This window comes from Desulfotomaculum sp. (genome assembly GCA_003513005.1).
GTDB lineage: Bacteria > Bacillota > Desulfotomaculia > Desulfotomaculales > Nap2-2B > 46-80.
In genome coordinates this window covers 19,518-36,621 of the sequence record DOTD01000087.1, presented here as the reverse complement: position 1 = coordinate 36,621, position 17,104 = coordinate 19,518, and the positions used below count along the sequence as shown (strand labels likewise).

The window sequence follows — 17,104 nt, the reverse complement described above, 5'->3', positions numbered from 1 at the left end:
CCTGCAATCCGTTAACCTGCAGCCTCTTTCGGGCCGGGTGAGGCTTGTTCCGTATTCGTGACAGAGCTGAAAATTTTTCTGGGCCGCATACCGCGGGATTTGACAAATTTGGTCATACGCCGGAAAGCCTGGCCTAAATCCTCCATCGAGGCTGCGTAAGAACAGCGTACAAATCCCTCTCCGCAAGGACCGAACGCATTGCCGGGAACTACGGCAACCTTTTCTTCCTGAAGCAGCTGGCCGGCAAATTCCTCAGAAGAAAGGCCTGTTCCGCTTATGTCGGGAAAGGCGTAGAAGGCTCCGCCGGGCTCAAGGCAGGGAAGTCCCATATCCCGAAGGGCATGTATTACCAGCAAACGTCTCCTGTTGTATTCCCGGACCATTTTCTTCATTGCCGGACGGCCGTTCTTAAGAGCCTCAATAGCAGCCATCTGTGCGGTAATTGGGGCGCAAAGCATTGTATACTGGTGAATTTTTGTCATATAACCGATAAAATCCGGATTTCCTGCCGCGTAACCCAGCCTCCACCCGGTCATTGCATAGGATTTTGAAAAACCGTTCAGCAGGATGGTACGTTCCTGCATACCTGGAAGAGTTGCAAAACAGGTATGCTCACCGACATAGGTAAGATTCTCATAAATATCATCAGCTATTACAACCAGGTTGTGTTTTTCAGCAACCTCCGCAATCTCGGCCAAGGTTTTTCTATCCATAACCGCGCCGGTGGGGTTATTCGGGTAGCACAGGAGCAGCACTTTGGTCCTGGGCGTTATAGCAGATTCAACCTGACCTGCGCTGATCCGGAAATTGCCTTCAATTGTTGTCGGCAGGCTTACAACTATGCCGCCGGCAAGAGTAATACACGGGACATAAGAAACATAAGAAGGTTCCGGAACGAGGACTTCATCTCCGGGTGAAATAAGAGCGCGTATTGCCAGATCCAGCGCTTCGCTGACTCCGACAGTCACCAGGATCTCATTTTTGGGATCGAATTTTAAACCGGTACGGAAAATTTCCTGTGCTATCGCCTGCCTCAACTCCAGAAGGCCGTAATTGGAAGTATACATGGTATAACCTTTTTCCAGAGAATAAATGCATGCCTCGCGAATATGCCAGGGTGTGACAAAATCAGGTTCTCCAACTCCCAGGGAAATTACGCCGGGTGTTTCGACTACCAAATCGAAAAACTTTCTTATCCCCGACCAGGGTATTGTTCTTACTACCGGGTTAATAAAATCGTCCCATGAGGTGTTCGTGTTCATGGAGAAACTAATAACCTCCTGTCTTGTTCAACATCTTCCAAAATAACACCGTCTTGTTTATATGTTTTTAGAATAAAATGCGTCATCGTACTCAGAACACCTTCTATTGTCGCCAGTTTGGTAGAAACGAAATGACTGACCTCACGCATATTTCGCCCCTCGACAAACACCGCCAGGTCATAATCACCCGACATAAGGTGAACACTCCTAACCTGAGGAAAACGGTAAATCCGTTCCGCCACAACATCAAAACCCTTATCTCTTTGAGGAGCAACGCGTACTTCGATCATCGCCATCACTTTCTCGTCCCCTGCCTTCTCCCAGTTGACAAGGGCGATGTATTTCAAGATAACCTTTTTATTTTCCAGTTCCTTGATAACCTTTTTTACTTCTGATTTTTCCTTGTTTAACATAACGGCTATATCTGCTGCAGAGAGTCTTGCGTCGGTCTCCAGTATCTCAAGCACTTCTTTCAAGAATTAAAACCTCCTTTACCTGGTTTGACCACAATAAAAAACCTCGTCCCAAAGGGACGAGAGTCCGGTTCTCGCGGTACCACCCTCATTGGCTGCAAATTATGTTGCATCCCTCTCAAATCCATTAACGGAGGCGTCCGGTATGAGCATACTGATTATGCTGTTTAGCATAACTTTCCGCCAACAGCTCAAAGGGGGCTCAGGGTACAATTCAACCGGGCTTTCACCCTCCCCGGTTCGCTAAAATGACTGATAATACCCTTCTTCCTTTTCATCGCTTTTAGATATACAAAAACAAGGTAATTTTACCATACGCTTTTGGATACAGTCAACAACCTGATCGACTAGAACATCTTGACCTGTCCAAGCATTTTCTTAATACTGTCTTTCTCTTGGGGTGTAGCTTCTACAAGAGGCAGCCGCGGCGGTCCGACCTGCCATCCAAGCATGTTTAAAGCCGCTTTAACCGGAACCGGATTCGAGGTAATAAAAAGACCGCTGAACACAGGATAAAGTTCCAGGTGTATCTGGTTGGCCAGGGTTACATTACCGGCCAAAAAGGCATTGATCATTTCTTTTAACCTGGGACCCACTATATGAGAAGCCACGCTGATTACTCCTTTTGATCCCAGTGACAGCATGGGTAATGTCAGAGAATCATCTCCACTGTAAATAGCAAAATGATCAGGAAGGTTCCGGCGCAGTTCGCTGATCTGGTCCATGCTCGAGTGTGCCTCTTTAAGAGCTATTATGTTAGGAATTTCCGCTAATCGCGCTACAGTTGCAGGCGCCAGGCCAATCACCGATCGCCCGGGAATATCATAAAGCATAACCGGCAGGTTAGTAGAGAAGGCGATAGATTTAAAATGCTGGTAAAGCCCTTCCTGCGACGGTTTATTATAATAAGGTGTCACCAGAAGCAGGCCATCAACACCCAGCTTTTCCGCTGACTGGGTCAGGCTGATACTGCCGGCTGTATCATAGCTGCCCGTAGAGGCAATGACAGTGGCCTCACCGCCGATTTCTTCAACTACGATACGGAACAGCTCTAATTTTTCTTCCTTGGTCAAAGTAGGTGATTCTCCGGTGGTTCCGCAAATAACCAAACCGTCAGAACCAGATTGGACCAGGTGACGGGCTAATTTTTTTGCCAGGTCATAATTGACCGAAAAATCTTTATCAAACGGTGTCACCATGGCTGTAATAACCCGCCCAAAATCAGTAGCCAATTTTTTTCACCTCTTTATTTTTTATTGGAAAAAGACTTCTTCAAGTAAACTTAACTGTGTAAAAACCGGCGGTGCAAAGCGCGAACCGCCCTCTCCATATCTTCCCTTTTCACAAGCACCCAAATGGTAGTATTTGAGTCATTCGACTGCAGGATTTGAATATCCTCTTTTGTCAACGCTTCTACAATACCTGACATAACACCGGGAACACCATTCATCCCGCCGCCCACCGCCGCAATTTTAGCGCAGTCCTGTGAAATTTCCGGCGCAAAACCCTCATTTTCCAGGACTTCAGTAGCTTTTCTCCCGAATTGCTCTCTGACTGTGAAAACTACCCTGTCGGGGTACACATTGATAAAATCAAGGCTGATTCCGGCCAAAGCCAGGCTTTTAAAAAGACGGCGCTGATTGGAAAGATTTTTTTCAGTTCCCTGTTCCATCTGCACTTTATATTGTATTATGCCCGGTATCTGTGTAATACCGGTAATTGCACGGTCTCTCGTTATATCTATGGTTCCCTTGTAAACTTCATGGGAAGAAGTCACAAGTGTTCCGGGGGCATTGCTTAAAGTCGACCTTACCCGCATGGGAATGCTTTTTTGCATGCTGATTTCTACAGCCCGCGGATGAATAACTTTGGCTCCCTCGTAGGCCAGTTGGCAGATCTCGTCGTAGGTCACACTTTCCAAAGGAAACGCCTCTTCCACAATCCGGGGATCCGCGGTCATAATTCCTTCAACATCCGTATAGATGTCTATACAGGCTGCGTTCAACGCAACACCAAGGGCAGCCGCCGTAGTATCGCTTCCGCCCCTTCCCAGGGTAGTAATCTGGCCTTCCTCCGTAACACCCTGAAATCCTGCGACAACAGCTATTTTACCTTCCTTTGCGTATTTTAGGATCAGTTCCGGTTTAACCTTGCTGATTCTGGCCTCGCCGTAGTTTTCATCAGTAACTATCCCTGCCTGCGCGCCGGTTAAAAACACCGCGGAATATCCCGCCCCTTGAAGCGTGGCAGTCATGATTACCCCGGAAATTATCTCACCGCAGGACATAAGTAAATCCATTTCGCGGGCGTTAGTATCATTAAAAGCATGCCTGGCAAGGTTAATTAATGTGTCAGTGGCATACGGGGCCCCTGTTCTTCCCATGGCTGAAACAACAACTACCGGGGTATACCCTTCCCCCATAGCAGACAGGATTCTATTAACCACCTCTTCACGCATTTCAGGCGCCGCAACAGAGGTGCCGCCAAATTTTTGTATCAAAAACCTCATTATCTTATCTCCTTTTAAGACAACCATATTTGATAACTAGTTCTGCTATTTGAATGGCGTTGGTAGCGGCGCCTTTTCTGATCTGATCAGAAGAAATCCACAAATTCAGTCCGTTTGGCAATGAATTATCTTCCCTAATGCGCCCGACAAAAACTTCATCACGGTTGGAACTGTACAGGGGCATAGGGTATTCCTTTTTGGAAGGATCGTCTAAAACCATAACCCCGGGGAATTTGGCTAAAATCTCCCGTGCCCGTTCGGCGGTCAGTTTTTTTACTGTTTCAACATTGACTGACTCGGAATGGCTTCTGTAAACAGGAACGCGTATTGTTGTCGCCGTTATTGCAATGCTTGAATCATGCAGGATTTTTTGCGTTTCATAAACCATTTTCCATTCTTCCTTAGTGTAGTCCAGATCCTGAAAAACATCAATGTGCGGAATCAGGTTGAAAGCAATCTGGTAAGGAAAAACAGCAGGCAGGTACTCGTCGCCCTGGATAATAGCCTTTGTCTGCTGGAAAAGCTCCTCCATAGCCTCCGCGCCGGCTCCGGATGCCGCTTGATAGGTGGAAACCACCACACGCTTAATGCCTGCCTCATCGTAAATAGGTTTTAAAGGAAGAACCATAATGATGGTAGAACAATTTGGGTTGGCAATAATGCCTTTGTGCCACTTTACATCTTCAGGATTAATCTCAGGGACAACCAGAGGAACTCCCGGATCCATGCGAAAGTTGCTGCTGTTGTCGACAACCACACAATTACGTTCCACGGCTGCCGGTCCGAATTGCAGACTGGCCGCGCCGCCTGCAAAAAGAGCCAGGTCCATTTTCGTAAATGAATCAAAAGTTGTCTCCTCTACCTGATAGCTGTTCCCGCGGAAAACCATTTCCTTTCCCGCTGATCTCGTGGTAGCGCATAACCTGAGCTGATCAACGGGAAAATTCCGTTCCTCCAGTATTTTTAAAATTTCTTGTCCTACTGCTCCAGGAGCCCCAACTACAACCACATTATACCCTTCCACAATATTCCTCCTAAAACGTAATTAATAATGGTTGAATTTGTTTTCCCTCTAATGCCATAAAAACTGTATCTGCAATCAGGTTCATCTTTGCAATCAGAGAATTCGGTTTGTTTACCGGATTGTCCTGACCAAAAGGAACCAGAAAAATGTTTTTGGTATTCATTAGCGTCCCGAGGTTCTTAGCGTTCATACCCAGGCCGTCATTCGTTGAAATAGCCAGTACCACAGGCCTGCTGTTCCTCAATGTTGCTTTAACAGCCATTAAAACCGGCCCGTCAACAATGCCGTTGGCCAGCTTTGCCAGTGTATTCCCCGTGCAGGGCGCCACAACCATTATATCCAATAAGGATTCGGGTCCGATGGGTTCTGCTTCTGCAATAGTGCTTATAGCAGCGTTCCCAGTAATTTCCTGTATAGCTTCCTTCCATTTAACCGGTGATCCATATCTCGAATATGTCTCGTTAACTGCCTGACTGATCACCGGAAAAACAGCCGCACCTTCGTTTACTAAAGTTCGCATATAAGATACTACTTCTGCCAAAGTACAATGAGAACCAGTCAGAGAAAACCCAACCCGCACACCTTGTAAGCGCATTTTATGCACCCCCGGCAAGCATTAGGTCAGGTTCGAAAAGGCCAGTTTACTGGCTATCAGCCTGGGGAGAACATCAGCAAGTATTTTCCCGGCAGTTTTAGGGGCAACTTTCCCGGGCAGCCCTGGCGCCAGCTCGGCATTTATTCCAAGTCGGCGGGCTGCTTCGAAATCTGTTCCACCGGGAAATGAAGCAAGATCAACGATGAGTGTTCCCTCTTGTACTTTTTTCAATAATTGCTCATCCAGAACCAGATAGGGAACAGTGTTGAAAATCAATTCCGCCTGACCGAGTAATCCGGGCAGTTCATTGAAATTGCAGGCAGTACAATTCATTTCAACAGCCCTTGCTCTCTGGGCGGGATTGCGGGCAACTACCGTCGTCCTGGACCCTAAGACGGTAAGCATACGGGCCAGCGTATTTCCTGTGCGTCCGAAACCCAGAACAAAACTTCTGCTACCATGAATTGTGGTAGGAAGTTTCTCCATGGCTATTTGAACAGCTCCCTCGGCGGAAGGAATAGAATTTAAGATCGCCACTTCGTCGAGGTTTAGCAGTTCAATTAATTGTAAACCATGTCTGGCAGCCATATCTTTTAATATTGGCCTGGCAGTTCCTACAAAAAGCAATACCCCCGGAGTCAAACCGGCAAGAATCTCTTCCGAAAGTATTAACGTCTTAGTTGAACAGGGAGAATAGATCTCCTGGGAGTCGTTGATCCCGGGAACCGGCAGTACAATTACCTGCACACCATCTAAGGCTTCATCCAGTTCTTCGCAAAGGCTGATATTTTCACCCTGCGCCAGAAGCCCTGCTACACTTACTGTGCAACCGGATTGGGCAAGGTCCTTTGCAAGAAAAGCCTCTCTTTGATCACCGCCTAAAACAGCTATCTTTAACCCCTTCAGGCTTGAAGTCATAAAAGGCCACCCTCTTACCTGCCTTTAATAATGCTGCATATTTAACTTCATAATATGTTTTGCCAAAAGGGGAAGTGCTTACTCAAAAATAAGATTTTCAAGGCCGTAGACAACTTCTTCGAGACGCATTACCTTGCGAATCGCAAGCAGTACACCGGGCATAAAAGACTCCCTGGAAATAGTGTCATGCCTGATTGTAAGAGTCTGGCCCAAACCTCCAAAAATAACCTCCTGGTGTGCTACCAGTCCGGGCAGGCGTACGCTGTGAAAACGAATTCCGCCTTCGTAACGGCCTCCGCGTGCCCCGGGTATCTTTTCAACTTCTATGGGCAGCCCTTGTTCAAATTCACCCCTGTTTTTAACAATTTCAGCGGCTGTTAATACGGCGGTTCCGGAAGGAGCGTCTAATTTCTGTTCGTGATGAAGCTCAATAATTTCTACATGCGGAAAGTACCTGGCTGCCTGGGCTGCAAAATTGATCATCAAAATTGCTCCAATGGCAAAGTTAGGCGCAATAATACATCCAATCTTATTGCTTGATGAGATTTGGGTTATCTCAGACAGTTCGTTGCTTTCCAAACCCGTAGTCCCGACCACAGGCCTTACGCCGCAGCGCAGAGCTGTCTTTATGTTGCCGGCTACACTGTTCGGGATAGTAAAGTCAACCATAACATCCGGTCTTGTATTTTGCAGCGCCTGCTCGAGATCACTCTGCAACTGGATCCCTATTTCTCCTATGCCGATAAGTGAACCGGCATCGCGCCCCTTATCCTGGATGTCAACCGCTCCGACTAACTGCATGTCCTCTGAATTCCAGACGCTTTTTAAAACTTCCCGGCCCATACGGCCTGCTGCGCCAGAGATTATAACCCTGATCAAGTACCGGATCTCCTTCTTTCTTGAAAAAACTTCATAAGGGATATTAAAAACTTCTCATAACTTTTTGCTCTATTTTCATATAAGTATACCCCTATGTCAAGAAAAAATAGATTCCAATACTGTATACATAAAATTTTATTTTGGATAAGATTTTGTTATAATTAGGTGTTTTATAATATTCACCTGCCGACATTTTTTTGATCTGGGGGGAAAAAGATTGCTGGTTGATCTCAATCCGGTTGTTGTTCATTTAGGTCCGCTGACTATACGATGGTATGGAGTACTGATGGCCTTGTCATTTGTAATCGGTGGCTGGTACTTATACAATAGAGCGCTGAAAAGGGGCTATGATGAAGATTTTATCCTTAACTTGATCATTATTGTCACAATTGCCAGCATTGTAGGGGCCCGTTTAGTGTTTGTTCTTGCTAACTACCCGCAATGGTTAATAAGCGACCCCATTCAGATTTTAAAGACCTACGAGGGCGGTATTGCCTGGCATGGCGGATTATTCGGGGGAATGGTGGCTGGATGGCTTTATTTAAGGCACAAAGGCATTCAATTCGGACAGCTTGCAGATTTGGCTGTTCCGGGTCTCTGTATAGGATATTTTACCATTCGGATAGCCAATATTCTTAACCAGGAAGTCCTGGGCAGAATGACAGATTTTTGGTTTGGAAATTGGCCTGCTCAGCCTGTAGGTTCGGCTATAGGCCTAGCCCTTTTACTGCGTTATCTATACGTCCAGCGCAAAAACCCGCCTGCGGGTTATCAATTCTGGTCTTTCATTTTTTATCACCAGTTGCTCAGGGGGCTTGTGGAAGAAACCATTCGCGATAATCCCCTTATCCTTGGCGGAATCATTGTCCCCGGATGGGGACTTGGATTTTTTACGCTGATTCAGCTTCTGACACCGCTGATTATGCTCATTGCCTACTTGATGATGCGCCGTACAGAGCACTCAAAATAAGCGCTCATTCCCCCTAATACGTTTATCTATTTCGCTTGAAAATATTAATTAAAAATGGCTGGATAACTGCCACGGTGATTGAAAGGGCTGCCAGTGGCTCTATTTCCATATGACCTAACTGTATTCGTTCAGGTATTTGGAACTTCATAAAATCAAGCAGCATGACCAGGGAAAGATAAATACCGCCTGCAAATCCTACTAAATTTAAAACGGCCTGGGAAAATGGTGAAGATTTTCCTTCCGTCAGTGTCTCCCAAGATCTCTCATGGAATATACTGAGTTTCATCCTCTGCCTTATCGAAAGCCAGATTACAGCCAGGATAATGATTGCAATACATACTGTACTAAAGAACATTGTCCCCACCTCCAATACAATATATGGCAGGTGGGGCAAGCTTTAGGACAAAAATATTTGTCTAATTAATTTTCTTGTCAGGTTAATATCTCGTAAGCCTTTTCCTGAAGAATCTTGCAGTCATCCCAGGGACCCACTGCAGCTATGGCAAGTGATTCCGGCATCAGGATCGCCCGGGCAACATCTCTTACTTCATCCCTGGTCACTTTACTGATTCTATCGGCAACTTCTTCGGGTGTAACGAATCTTTCAAGATAAAGTTTGGATTTGGCCAGCCTGCTCATGTGGGTTGTTACGTTTTCCAGGCTTAAGAATAGATTTCCCTTTACCTGATCTTTGGACCTCTGCAGTTCCGCCTCGGTAATACCGTTTTCGCGAATAGCTTTTATTTCCTTGAAGACCAGCTCTGAAACCGGTAAAACGTTGTTTTTGCTCAAGCCTGCATAAATACAGAAAAGGCCGGCATCGTGGTAAGAAGTATGGTAGGAATAGATAGAGTAAACCAAGCCGCGATTTTCCCTTACCTCCTGAAATAAGCGCGAGCTTATACCTCCGCCGAGAATAGTATTCAGCAGCTGTACCGCATAAATATTTTCATTATCCATGGGTAAACCCGGAACGCCAATACATAAATGAACCTGTTCTGTATCCTTCTTCCGGCAGATCATTTTGCTGTTCGAGACAGGCATATTCCCTTGCCTGGTTAATTTTGCGCCGCTTACACTCCCCAGAACAGCGCCGACTTTTTCTACAACTTCCTGATGCCTTATATTGCCGGCAACTGCCACAATCAGGTTTGCAGGTGAGTAGTAGGTCTGATAGTAGGATAAAATCCTTGACCGGTCCAGGCTTTCAATTATTGACACCTCCCCAATAATAGGCCTTCCCAGGGCATGTTCCTGCCAGATAGCTGATGTAAAAACATCGTGTACCAACTCATCCGGCGTATCTTCATACATTTTTATTTCCTCTGCAATTACGTTCCTTTCCCTGTCGATATCTTCGGTGAGAAAACGCGAACCTAATACCATATCAACCAGCACGTCAAGAGAAAGATCAAAATATTCATCCATGACCCTGGCGTAGTAACAGGTATACTCTTTGGTAGTAAAGGCGTTAAGCTGTCCGCCTACGGCGTCAAGGGCTTCCGCAATATCCCTGGCGGTCCTTTGCTGCGTTCCTTTAAACATGAGGTGCTCTATAAAATGGGAAATTCCCGCCGCATCCGGGGGTTCATCCCTGGATCCTACATCCGCCCAGATCCCAACAACAACAGAGCGCACGTTAGGCATATCCTCGGTTAACACATAAACACCGTTATCCAAAATCGCCTGCCGGTACAAGAATTTACCTCCTTAAATATGTAAAAAACAATAAAACCCCACCCGCATAATGGGGCAGGGATTTTTATCTATCACATAGTACTACTGTCTTTGAGCTTCCTTGGGCCGCCCCGTCCGTTTGGGAAGACTGCCGGAACTGCGCCTGGACTCAGCCGGTAAAGCGTCCTTGCGCGATAATTTTAAGCGCCCCTGGTTATCGTAACCAATCACCTTGACGACGACTGCTTCTCCTTCTTTGACAACATCTTCCACTTTGTTAACCCTGTGGCCGGCTAGCTGGGAAATATGAACCAGCCCTTCTTTCCCCGGCATTCCCAGAACACCGGGAATTATTTCAACAAAACAGCCAAAGTCGGTTACCCTGGTCACCTTCCCCGTATAAATGCCGCCCGCAAGGACTTCCCGGGTCAGGTTTTCGATAATCTCCAAAGCCTTCTGACCGCCAACCGGATCTACAGCGGCGATAAAAACCCTTCCATCGTCTTCGATGTCAATTTCAGCCTTGGTTTCTTCAATAATCTTTTTAATTATTTTTCCACCTGGACCAATGACATCCCTGATTTTTTCCGGATCGATCACGATATGCAGAATCCTTGGCGCATATGGAGACAATTCTTCTCTGGGAGCCGGCAAAACCGCTGTCATTTTACCAAGGATAAAAATCCTGCCCTCACGGGCCTGTTTAAGCGCCTGTTCAAGAATCTCGCCTGTGACTCCGGTTATTTTGATATCCATTTGCAGCGAAGTGACCCCGTTTTCCGTTCCCGCAACTTTAAAATCCATATCTCCCAGGTGATCCTCAAGCCCTTGAATATCTGTAAGCACCACAATCCTGTCGTCTTCCTTGATTAACCCCATAGCCACACCGGCTACCGGCGCTTTGATCGGAACTCCCGCATCCATCAGGCTCATGCAGCTGGCGCAAACGCTGCCCATAGATGAAGATCCGTTTGACTCCAAAACTTCCGAGACAATCCTGATTGCATATGGAAAATTTTCTTCTACTGGGATAACCGGCGCTAAAGACCTTTCCGCCAGCGCCCCGTGCCCTATTTCCCTGCGCCCGGGGGATCTCATGAACCTTACTTCTCCGGTGCTGTACGGTGGGAAATTGTAATGGTGCATAAACCGCTTAGACTCTTCGATACCAAGACCGTCTAAGATCTGTTCGTCGGAAATCGGACCCAGAGTTGTTACCGACAACACCTGAGTCTGCCCCCTTGTAAATAAAGCAGAGCCGTGTGCCCTGGGCAAGATTCCCGCTTCTATGGTAATTGGGCGGATCTCACCGGGAGTCCGTCCGTCAATCCGGATCCCCTGGTTGAGAATAAAGCTCCTGACTATCTTCTTCTCTACATCTTCTATGATATTTTTGATGAAAGATTCCTGTTCGCTGAACGTGGAAGCAAGGTTCTCAAACAATTCTGCCTTAACCTCACTCAGATAACTTTCCCTGTCTTTTTTACTTAGTTTTTCGTTAATGCACCGGTTAACGGCTTCACCGATCTTCCCCGTAGCCATTTCAAATACCGTGGCTTCCATTTCCGTGTTGCTTTCGGGAAGAGACAGTTCAACCTTGGGGTAGGCCAATCCGAGAGCAAGGGCTTCCTCACGGAAAGACTCTATAAAATCTACGATCTCCTTTATCTTTTCATGCCCGGTATTTATACCCGCCAGCAATTCGGCTTCCAAGACCTCTTGAGCGCCGGCTTCAACCATCATTATCGCATCACGCGTTCCTGCAATAGTAAGCTGCATCCTGCTTTTTTGCTTTTCTTCCAGGGTTGGATTAATAACGTAACGATTGTCGACAAGCCCTACGATCAGCCCGCCTATAGGATTGGGGAAAGGTATGCCGCTTATATGTAAAGCGGCCGATGTGCCGATCATAGCTGCGATTTCATGAGGATTATCCTGGTCTACCGATAGTACGGTAGCAACGATCTGTACTTCATTGTGCAGGCCTTTGGGAAAAAGCGGCCTGATCGTCCGGTCGATTAAACGTGCCGAAAGGGTTGCTTTTTCACTGGGCCTGCCTTCTCTTTTTATAAAGCCCCCGGGGATTTTGCCGACAGCGTACAGCCTTTCCTCATAATCAACTGTAAGCGGAAAGAAATCTATTCCCTCCCTGATTGTCTCAGCCATTGTGGCCGTTACCAGAACAACTGTATCTCCGCACCTTACAAGTACGGCGCCGCCGGCTTGCTTGGCAACTTTTCCCGTTTCCAGCCGTATCTTGCCGCTTCCTATATCCAACTCTTTTACCAAACATGCCTGTTCAGCCATAAAAAAAGTAAAACCTCCCGTATTAAACTTTAATCTTAAACATTTAACTGTCTCTTTTATAGTTTTCTTCAAAAAAAGCGGGATTAACCCGCTTTTTTTATACTATCTCCTCAAACCTAACCTTTCAATTACTGTTCGGTAACGGTCAAAATCGGAGTCTTTCAGGTAATTTAAAAGCGCACGGCGCTGACCGACCATTTTTAATAATCCCCTTCGGGAATGGAAATCCTTCTTGTGGATTTTTAAATGCTCGGTTAGATTGTTAATTCTCCTTGACAGTATCGCGATTTGAACTTCAGGAGAACCAGTATCGTTTTCGTGCAACCTGAAATCACCGATAACCGACTGCTTTTCTTCTGCCGTAAAGGCCATGAGTTCACCTCCTCAATTCGGCCTAATCGCTGCAAACTGGGTAAGCCGTCACTTCGTAACCTACTACCCGGTAAGCAGTTCATTAAAACCCCAAATAGCTTATTCTAACTCTTCCCAATCACCGTAATAACCAAACGGCCCTCCGGAATATCCTTGGCTACTATATCAAAAACACGCCGTGAAACCGACATAAAACCTCTGAATCGGGTCGCTGTTGGAATACGTCCTGGAATGCCGCTTGCGGCGTTAATGAGATCAGCTACTGTTATCTTATCCTGACGCAGATCTTTTAACCGCTTGCGGGCATGCTCGGTTACTATGATCAGCATTTAAAAAACCTGTCTAAAATGCTTTCATAACTGCGGAACGGTTTTCTTCTTCCTGGGCAATAAAAGCAAAAAGCGCATCCTGGAATGCTATTATTGCTGGATTTTCCACGTTCGCATGGCGATAGATCTGCTCCAATTCATTTTTTAGTTCCTGGAACTCATCGCTCAAACAAATTAGAGAAATTGAACTAATCCACTTTTTTATTTCTTCCTCAGTAGAATTAGAGTTTGGATCCCCCATATCGTTTTCCCTTTCCGGCCAGAGCGTCGGCCGCCTGAGTTCACTATGTTTCAACGATGATTATATAATCGCTTCTTATCCTTTTGGTAGTGGTTTCATTGTAACATAGCAGAACGTTAAAAGTAAACTTTTTCTATGGGAAGGAAGCAACTACTCTGAAAATTAACTATCCTCAGGAAGGTCAACTGCCTACGTGCTCATGTTCGCCTCAGGGCGTCGTTCATTTTTTAAGGAAAAACTCAGGAATTTTCACGCGCTCTTTGAATATCCTGCCTGATCTGAACAATTAACTCGTCTGAAGAAGAAAATTTCTTTTCATCACGGAGCCGTCTTGTAAAATGAACGCTGACAATTTTCCCGTAAAGGTCTCCGGTAAAATCCAGAAGGTGAACCTCTACTCCCGGTCTTGAGCTGTAATCATAAAAGGTCGGGCGGTTGCCTATGTTGGCAACCCCCAGATAAGTATCCTGTTCAACATCTACTTTCACAACATAAACACCATTGGCTGGAAGAAGAAAATCCATACTGTATTCAAGGTTAATTGTAGATATGCCAAGAGCGGCGCCTCGCCTGTCGCCAACAACGACCACCCCTTCAAAAAAGGGCGGGTAACCCAGGAATCTTGCCGCTTCCGCAACTTCTCCTTCTTTTAAAAGATTCCTGATTAATGTGCTGCTGACTGCCTGATTGTCTACGATTACAGGCGGTAAAACATGGAGCCTGTAATCACACCTGCCGCTGTATTCTTCTAAAAGAGCAGCCGTTCCGCGTCCTTTATAACCAAAAGTATAATTATATCCTATAAATACATCCCGAACATTTAAACCCTCATAAAGTACCTTCTCAATAAAAACCTCCGGCTCCATCCGTGAAAATTCCAGTGTGAAGGGTATCCTGAAGAGAAGATCAACACCCATCTTCGAAATCAATTTTTCTTTTACCTCCTGAGTGAGGAGCAGCGGCGGAGCATTTTTGGAATTTAACACCATTTCCGGGTGAGGATGAAAAGTAAAGACAGCCGATTTTTCTTCCAGCCGCAGGGCAGTATTCACCAGGGCGCCGAGCAGTTTCTGATGACCGAGATGAACTCCGTCAAAATTGCCTAAACCCACGGCAATACTTGCTTGTTTTCCCTTAAAGCCCTGCCACGATTGATAAATCTCCATAACCCTATTCCTCCGATTAAAGGTTCAGCCAGTTGTTCGCTAAAGTATCTAAAAGATTTCGTAACTATCCTGAGTATTAACTTACGCGCTCATGTATTTAAAACAACAATCGGCTTCAAGCAGTAGCCTTCCGTATTAGTTTCCTCCCGAACGTTTGCAATGGCTAACAGGTTCTCACCATTGCACAGCCTTACAGGTTCGTTAAATGAGAGTTTCTGTTGGGGCAGGTCAGTCAATCCTGAAGCATACAGGCAGTTCCCGGCTCTTACTGCCGGCAGCGAACTCGTTTTAACCTGAATTTCAGCAAGGTGACTGAGAGCTTCTTTTGCGCTAATTAGGTTCTCTTCCAACAGATTCTCATCTTTGAGAACCTGTATTTCTTCCAACGTTATTGCTTTATCCAAATTGAACATACCGGCTCTAGTACGTAATAAGAACCTGACATGAGCCCCGCAGTTGAGCTTTTCCCCTATATCCATACACAGCGAACGAATGTAAGTTCCCGCCGAGCAAACCACATCCAATACGGCAAGCGGTGTTTCGGTTTTCCAGTCAACCAGCCTTTTAAGTTGGAGGCTGTATAATTTAACCATTCTTGGACGGCGTTCTACAATACGGCCGGCACGCGCAAGTTCATAAAGCCTTTTACCCTGAAAATGCATAGCCGACGTCATCGGGGGAATTTGTTTGGTTTCACCTGTAAAGTTCTCTAATTCACTTTCCAAACTTGCAGCGGATAAATTGGAACCATCACATTTATTTATAACCTCGCCGGAGATATCACCCGAAGTTGTCGATATCCCAAAAGCAACCTCAACTCTGTATTCCTTGTCGTTTTCGAGAAAACGGATCACCCTCGTCGCGTGCCCCAGACATACAGGCAGGACACCGGCCGCTAAAGGGTCAAGGGTTCCGGTATGGCCAACCTTGCGCACACCAGTTAAGCGCCTGATCAGACTAACCACATCATGAGAGGTCATCCCGGGCGGTTTCAGCACATTGAGAATACCGTTCATCCTGTGCTTGCATACCCCTTTTCGTTTCTTCAATCAGCTTCAACGCTTCAGAAACAATCTTTGCCTGAAGGCTTTTAAGATCCCCATTGATTACGCAGCCAGCGGCGCGGACGTGGCCTCCGCCACCGAAAAGAGATGCCAGCCTGTTAACATCAACAATTTCTTTCGAGCGAAAACCTACTTTATAAAGATTGGGTGAAATCTCACGGAAAAACATCGCCACTTCTACACCGCGTATTGAACGGATATAACCGATTAAGCCATCTGTGTTTTCATCTCTGGCATTGAGGCGATCCAGCATATCCCGCTCTACGCTTACCCAGGCTACACGCCCGCAGGGACTTAATTCTAATGTTTTCAAAGCATTTTCAAGAACGATCAGATTAATTAACGGTTTTTGTTCGTTGATCATCAGGTTGATCCAAACGGACGAGGCGCCCTGCTCTATTAGCAACGCTGCCCGCCGGTGCGTTTCAGGTGTGGTGTTTTCATATTGAAAAGAGCCTGTATCAGTAACAATTCCGGTATATAAACATGTGGCGATCTCGGAGGTAACCTCGATCCCCAAAAAACCGATCAGATCCTGGATTATCTCCGCGGTCGCCGCATGAAAAGAACTAATATAGTTATAATGGCCAAATTCATAGGAGCCGACATGATGGTCAATATTTATCACAGTCAACGGCCTCTCCAACAGAGCCCGAAGAGGTCCCAAACGTTCCGGAACAGAGCAATCTAAAACAACCATAAAATCATACTGCCCTTTAAATACCTCCTGGCCGATTACAAACTCGTTTACACCCGGTAAAAAGCCGAAAATTTCCGGGACTGGATCAGGAAGAGTAATAGTAACATCCTTGCCCATCCGGCTAAGCGCAAGTCCTAACGCCTTTACCGAACCGATACAGTCGCCGTCAGGCATCACATGCCCGGCAATCACCAGTTTATTTGCATTATGAAGCATTCCTGCAATAAGGCGCAGGTCAGTCATTTACTGTGTATTCCTTTCCTTCGTTGATCTCCCTTAACAACTCCATTACGCGTATACTTTGCACAACCGAAGTGTCCAATTTAAACGATATATCCGGTGTATGCCTCATTCTGATCCTTTTTCCAAGCTCGCTTCTTAAATATCCGTGCGCTTTGGAAAGGGCTTCCATTGTTGCATTTTGCTCATCCGCGGATCCATAGATACTGACATGAATTTTAGCACTGCTCAGGTCGGATGAAACTACCACCCTGGTAATGGTGATAAAACCCATCCGCGGGTCTTTAACTTCGTTATGAAGCATTGCCGAAAATTCCTTTTTTATAGTTTCCGCAAGACGCTCAGGCCTGTAGGACATTTTTTTACCCCCAAATCTTG

19 protein-coding genes are annotated in these 17,104 nt (G+C 46.0%); 1 reads left to right on the top strand and 18 read right to left on the bottom strand.

The window, feature by feature from the left end; translation table 11 throughout:
• Positions 1 to 11 precede the first annotated feature (11 nt).
• The 8 genes from DEH07_11135 to DEH07_11100 all read right to left on the bottom strand — a co-directional run bounded on the left by DEH07_11135 (position 12) and on the right by DEH07_11100 (position 7,660).
• Positions 12 to 1,262, bottom strand: a complete 1,251-nt coding sequence (locus DEH07_11135) for a pyridoxal phosphate-dependent aminotransferase (GenBank protein HBY05043.1) — start codon at positions 1,260 to 1,262, stop codon at positions 12 to 14.
• The gene (locus tag DEH07_11130) at positions 1,259 to 1,738 is read right to left on the bottom strand and encodes an AsnC family transcriptional regulator (protein HBY05042.1); all 480 of its coding nucleotides are present in this window, start codon (positions 1,736 to 1,738) and stop codon (positions 1,259 to 1,261) included. Before DEH07_11130 ends, DEH07_11135 begins: the two co-directional genes overlap by 4 nt.
• A 344-nt stretch (positions 1,739 to 2,082) precedes the next feature.
• Positions 2,083 to 2,967 (bottom strand): 4-hydroxy-tetrahydrodipicolinate synthase, encoded by an 885-nt coding sequence (locus DEH07_11125; GenBank protein ID HBY05041.1) that lies wholly within the window; start codon positions 2,965 to 2,967, stop codon positions 2,083 to 2,085.
• 50 nt (positions 2,968 to 3,017) lie between these two features.
• Positions 3,018 to 4,244 (bottom strand): aspartate kinase, encoded by a 1,227-nt coding sequence (locus tag DEH07_11120; GenBank protein HBY05040.1) that lies wholly within the window; start codon positions 4,242 to 4,244, stop codon positions 3,018 to 3,020.
• A 4-nt stretch (positions 4,245 to 4,248) separates the two neighbouring features.
• The gene (locus tag DEH07_11115; GenBank protein ID HBY05039.1) at positions 4,249 to 5,268 is read right to left on the bottom strand and encodes an aspartate-semialdehyde dehydrogenase; all 1,020 of its coding nucleotides are present in this window, start codon (positions 5,266 to 5,268) and stop codon (positions 4,249 to 4,251) included.
• 10 nt (positions 5,269 to 5,278) lie between these two features.
• Positions 5,279 to 5,863 (bottom strand): dipicolinate synthase subunit B, encoded by a 585-nt coding sequence (locus tag DEH07_11110; GenBank protein HBY05038.1) that lies wholly within the window; start codon positions 5,861 to 5,863, stop codon positions 5,279 to 5,281.
• A gap of 21 nt (positions 5,864 to 5,884) precedes the next feature.
• The gene (locus DEH07_11105) at positions 5,885 to 6,781 is read right to left on the bottom strand and encodes a dipicolinate synthase subunit DpsA (protein ID HBY05037.1); all 897 of its coding nucleotides are present in this window, start codon (positions 6,779 to 6,781) and stop codon (positions 5,885 to 5,887) included.
• A 78-nt stretch (positions 6,782 to 6,859) separates the two neighbouring features.
• Entirely contained in the window at positions 6,860 to 7,660 is an 801-nt protein-coding gene (locus tag DEH07_11100; GenBank protein ID HBY05036.1) for a 4-hydroxy-tetrahydrodipicolinate reductase, read from the bottom strand.
• 217 nt (positions 7,661 to 7,877) lie between these two features.
• Here DEH07_11100 and DEH07_11095 point away from each other — a divergent pair, with 217 nt between their 5' ends.
• Positions 7,878 to 8,630 carry a prolipoprotein diacylglyceryl transferase gene (locus tag DEH07_11095; protein HBY05035.1) on the top strand — a complete coding sequence of 251 codons (753 nt, stop codon included), beginning with the start codon at positions 7,878 to 7,880 and terminating at the stop codon, positions 8,628 to 8,630.
• A gap of 22 nt (positions 8,631 to 8,652) precedes the next feature.
• Here DEH07_11095 and DEH07_11090 read toward each other — a convergent pair whose 3' ends face one another.
• From DEH07_11090 to DEH07_11045, 10 genes are all read right to left on the bottom strand, one after another.
• Positions 8,653 to 8,985 carry a hypothetical protein gene (locus tag DEH07_11090; GenBank protein ID HBY05034.1) on the bottom strand — a complete coding sequence of 111 codons (333 nt, stop codon included), beginning with the start codon at positions 8,983 to 8,985 and terminating at the stop codon, positions 8,653 to 8,655.
• A gap of 77 nt (positions 8,986 to 9,062) precedes the next feature.
• Positions 9,063 to 10,328, bottom strand: a complete 1,266-nt coding sequence (locus tag DEH07_11085) for a peptidase M16 (protein ID HBY05033.1) — start codon at positions 10,326 to 10,328, stop codon at positions 9,063 to 9,065.
• A gap of 81 nt (positions 10,329 to 10,409) precedes the next feature.
• A complete protein-coding gene (locus DEH07_11080) occupies positions 10,410 to 12,614 on the bottom strand; it encodes a polyribonucleotide nucleotidyltransferase (protein ID HBY05032.1) in 2,205 nt (734 codons plus the stop codon).
• A 102-nt stretch (positions 12,615 to 12,716) separates the two neighbouring features.
• Positions 12,717 to 12,986 (bottom strand): 30S ribosomal protein S15, encoded by a 270-nt coding sequence (locus DEH07_11075; protein HBY05031.1) that lies wholly within the window; start codon positions 12,984 to 12,986, stop codon positions 12,717 to 12,719.
• Positions 12,987 to 13,090: 104 nt separating this feature from the next.
• Complete coding sequence (locus tag DEH07_11070; protein ID HBY05030.1) at positions 13,091 to 13,315, bottom strand: hypothetical protein; 225 nt, start codon at positions 13,313 to 13,315, stop codon at positions 13,091 to 13,093.
• A gap of 13 nt (positions 13,316 to 13,328) precedes the next feature.
• Entirely contained in the window at positions 13,329 to 13,556 is a 228-nt protein-coding gene (locus DEH07_11065; GenBank protein ID HBY05029.1) for a hypothetical protein, read from the bottom strand.
• Between the two features lie 239 nt (positions 13,557 to 13,795).
• Positions 13,796 to 14,722 carry a riboflavin biosynthesis protein RibF gene (locus tag DEH07_11060; GenBank protein ID HBY05028.1) on the bottom strand — a complete coding sequence of 309 codons (927 nt, stop codon included), beginning with the start codon at positions 14,720 to 14,722 and terminating at the stop codon, positions 13,796 to 13,798.
• Between the two features lie 89 nt (positions 14,723 to 14,811).
• Positions 14,812 to 15,738, bottom strand: coding sequence for a tRNA pseudouridine(55) synthase TruB (gene truB / locus DEH07_11055; GenBank protein ID HBY05027.1), 927 nt, complete (start codon positions 15,736 to 15,738; stop codon positions 14,812 to 14,814).
• Entirely contained in the window at positions 15,689 to 16,729 is a 1,041-nt protein-coding gene (locus tag DEH07_11050; GenBank protein HBY05026.1) for a bifunctional oligoribonuclease/PAP phosphatase NrnA, read from the bottom strand. The genes truB and DEH07_11050 overlap by 50 nt, the downstream gene beginning before the upstream one ends.
• The gene (locus DEH07_11045) at positions 16,722 to 17,084 is read right to left on the bottom strand and encodes a 30S ribosome-binding factor RbfA (protein HBY05025.1); all 363 of its coding nucleotides are present in this window, start codon (positions 17,082 to 17,084) and stop codon (positions 16,722 to 16,724) included. Before DEH07_11045 ends, DEH07_11050 begins: the two co-directional genes overlap by 8 nt.
• Between the last annotated feature and the right edge of the window lie 20 nt (positions 17,085 to 17,104).

Coding starts and splice junctions, on each gene's coding strand:
- DEH07_11065 (HBY05029.1), bottom strand. CDS start 13,556: ATGGGGGATCCAAACTCTAATTCTACTGAGGAAGAAATAAAAAAGTGG.
- DEH07_11045 (HBY05025.1), bottom strand. CDS start 17,084: ATGTCCTACAGGCCTGAGCGTCTTGCGGAAACTATAAAAAAGGAATTT.
- DEH07_11080 (HBY05032.1), bottom strand. CDS start 12,614: ATGGCTGAACAGGCATGTTTGGTAAAAGAGTTGGATATAGGAAGCGGC.
- DEH07_11050 (HBY05026.1), bottom strand. CDS start 16,729: ATGACTGACCTGCGCCTTATTGCAGGAATGCTTCATAATGCAAATAAA.
- DEH07_11120 (HBY05040.1), bottom strand. CDS start 4,244: ATGAGGTTTTTGATACAAAAATTTGGCGGCACCTCTGTTGCGGCGCCT.
- truB (HBY05027.1), bottom strand. CDS start 15,738: ATGAACGGTATTCTCAATGTGCTGAAACCGCCCGGGATGACCTCTCAT.
- DEH07_11135 (HBY05043.1), bottom strand. CDS start 1,262: ATGAACACGAACACCTCATGGGACGATTTTATTAACCCGGTAGTAAGA.
- DEH07_11075 (HBY05031.1), bottom strand. CDS start 12,986: ATGGCCTTTACGGCAGAAGAAAAGCAGTCGGTTATCGGTGATTTCAGG.
- DEH07_11060 (HBY05028.1), bottom strand. CDS start 14,722: ATGGAGATTTATCAATCGTGGCAGGGCTTTAAGGGAAAACAAGCAAGT.
- DEH07_11110 (HBY05038.1), bottom strand. CDS start 5,863: ATGCGCTTACAAGGTGTGCGGGTTGGGTTTTCTCTGACTGGTTCTCAT.
- DEH07_11090 (HBY05034.1), bottom strand. CDS start 8,985: ATGTTCTTTAGTACAGTATGTATTGCAATCATTATCCTGGCTGTAATC.
- DEH07_11105 (HBY05037.1), bottom strand. CDS start 6,781: ATGACTTCAAGCCTGAAGGGGTTAAAGATAGCTGTTTTAGGCGGTGAT.
- DEH07_11070 (HBY05030.1), bottom strand. CDS start 13,315: ATGCTGATCATAGTAACCGAGCATGCCCGCAAGCGGTTAAAAGATCTG.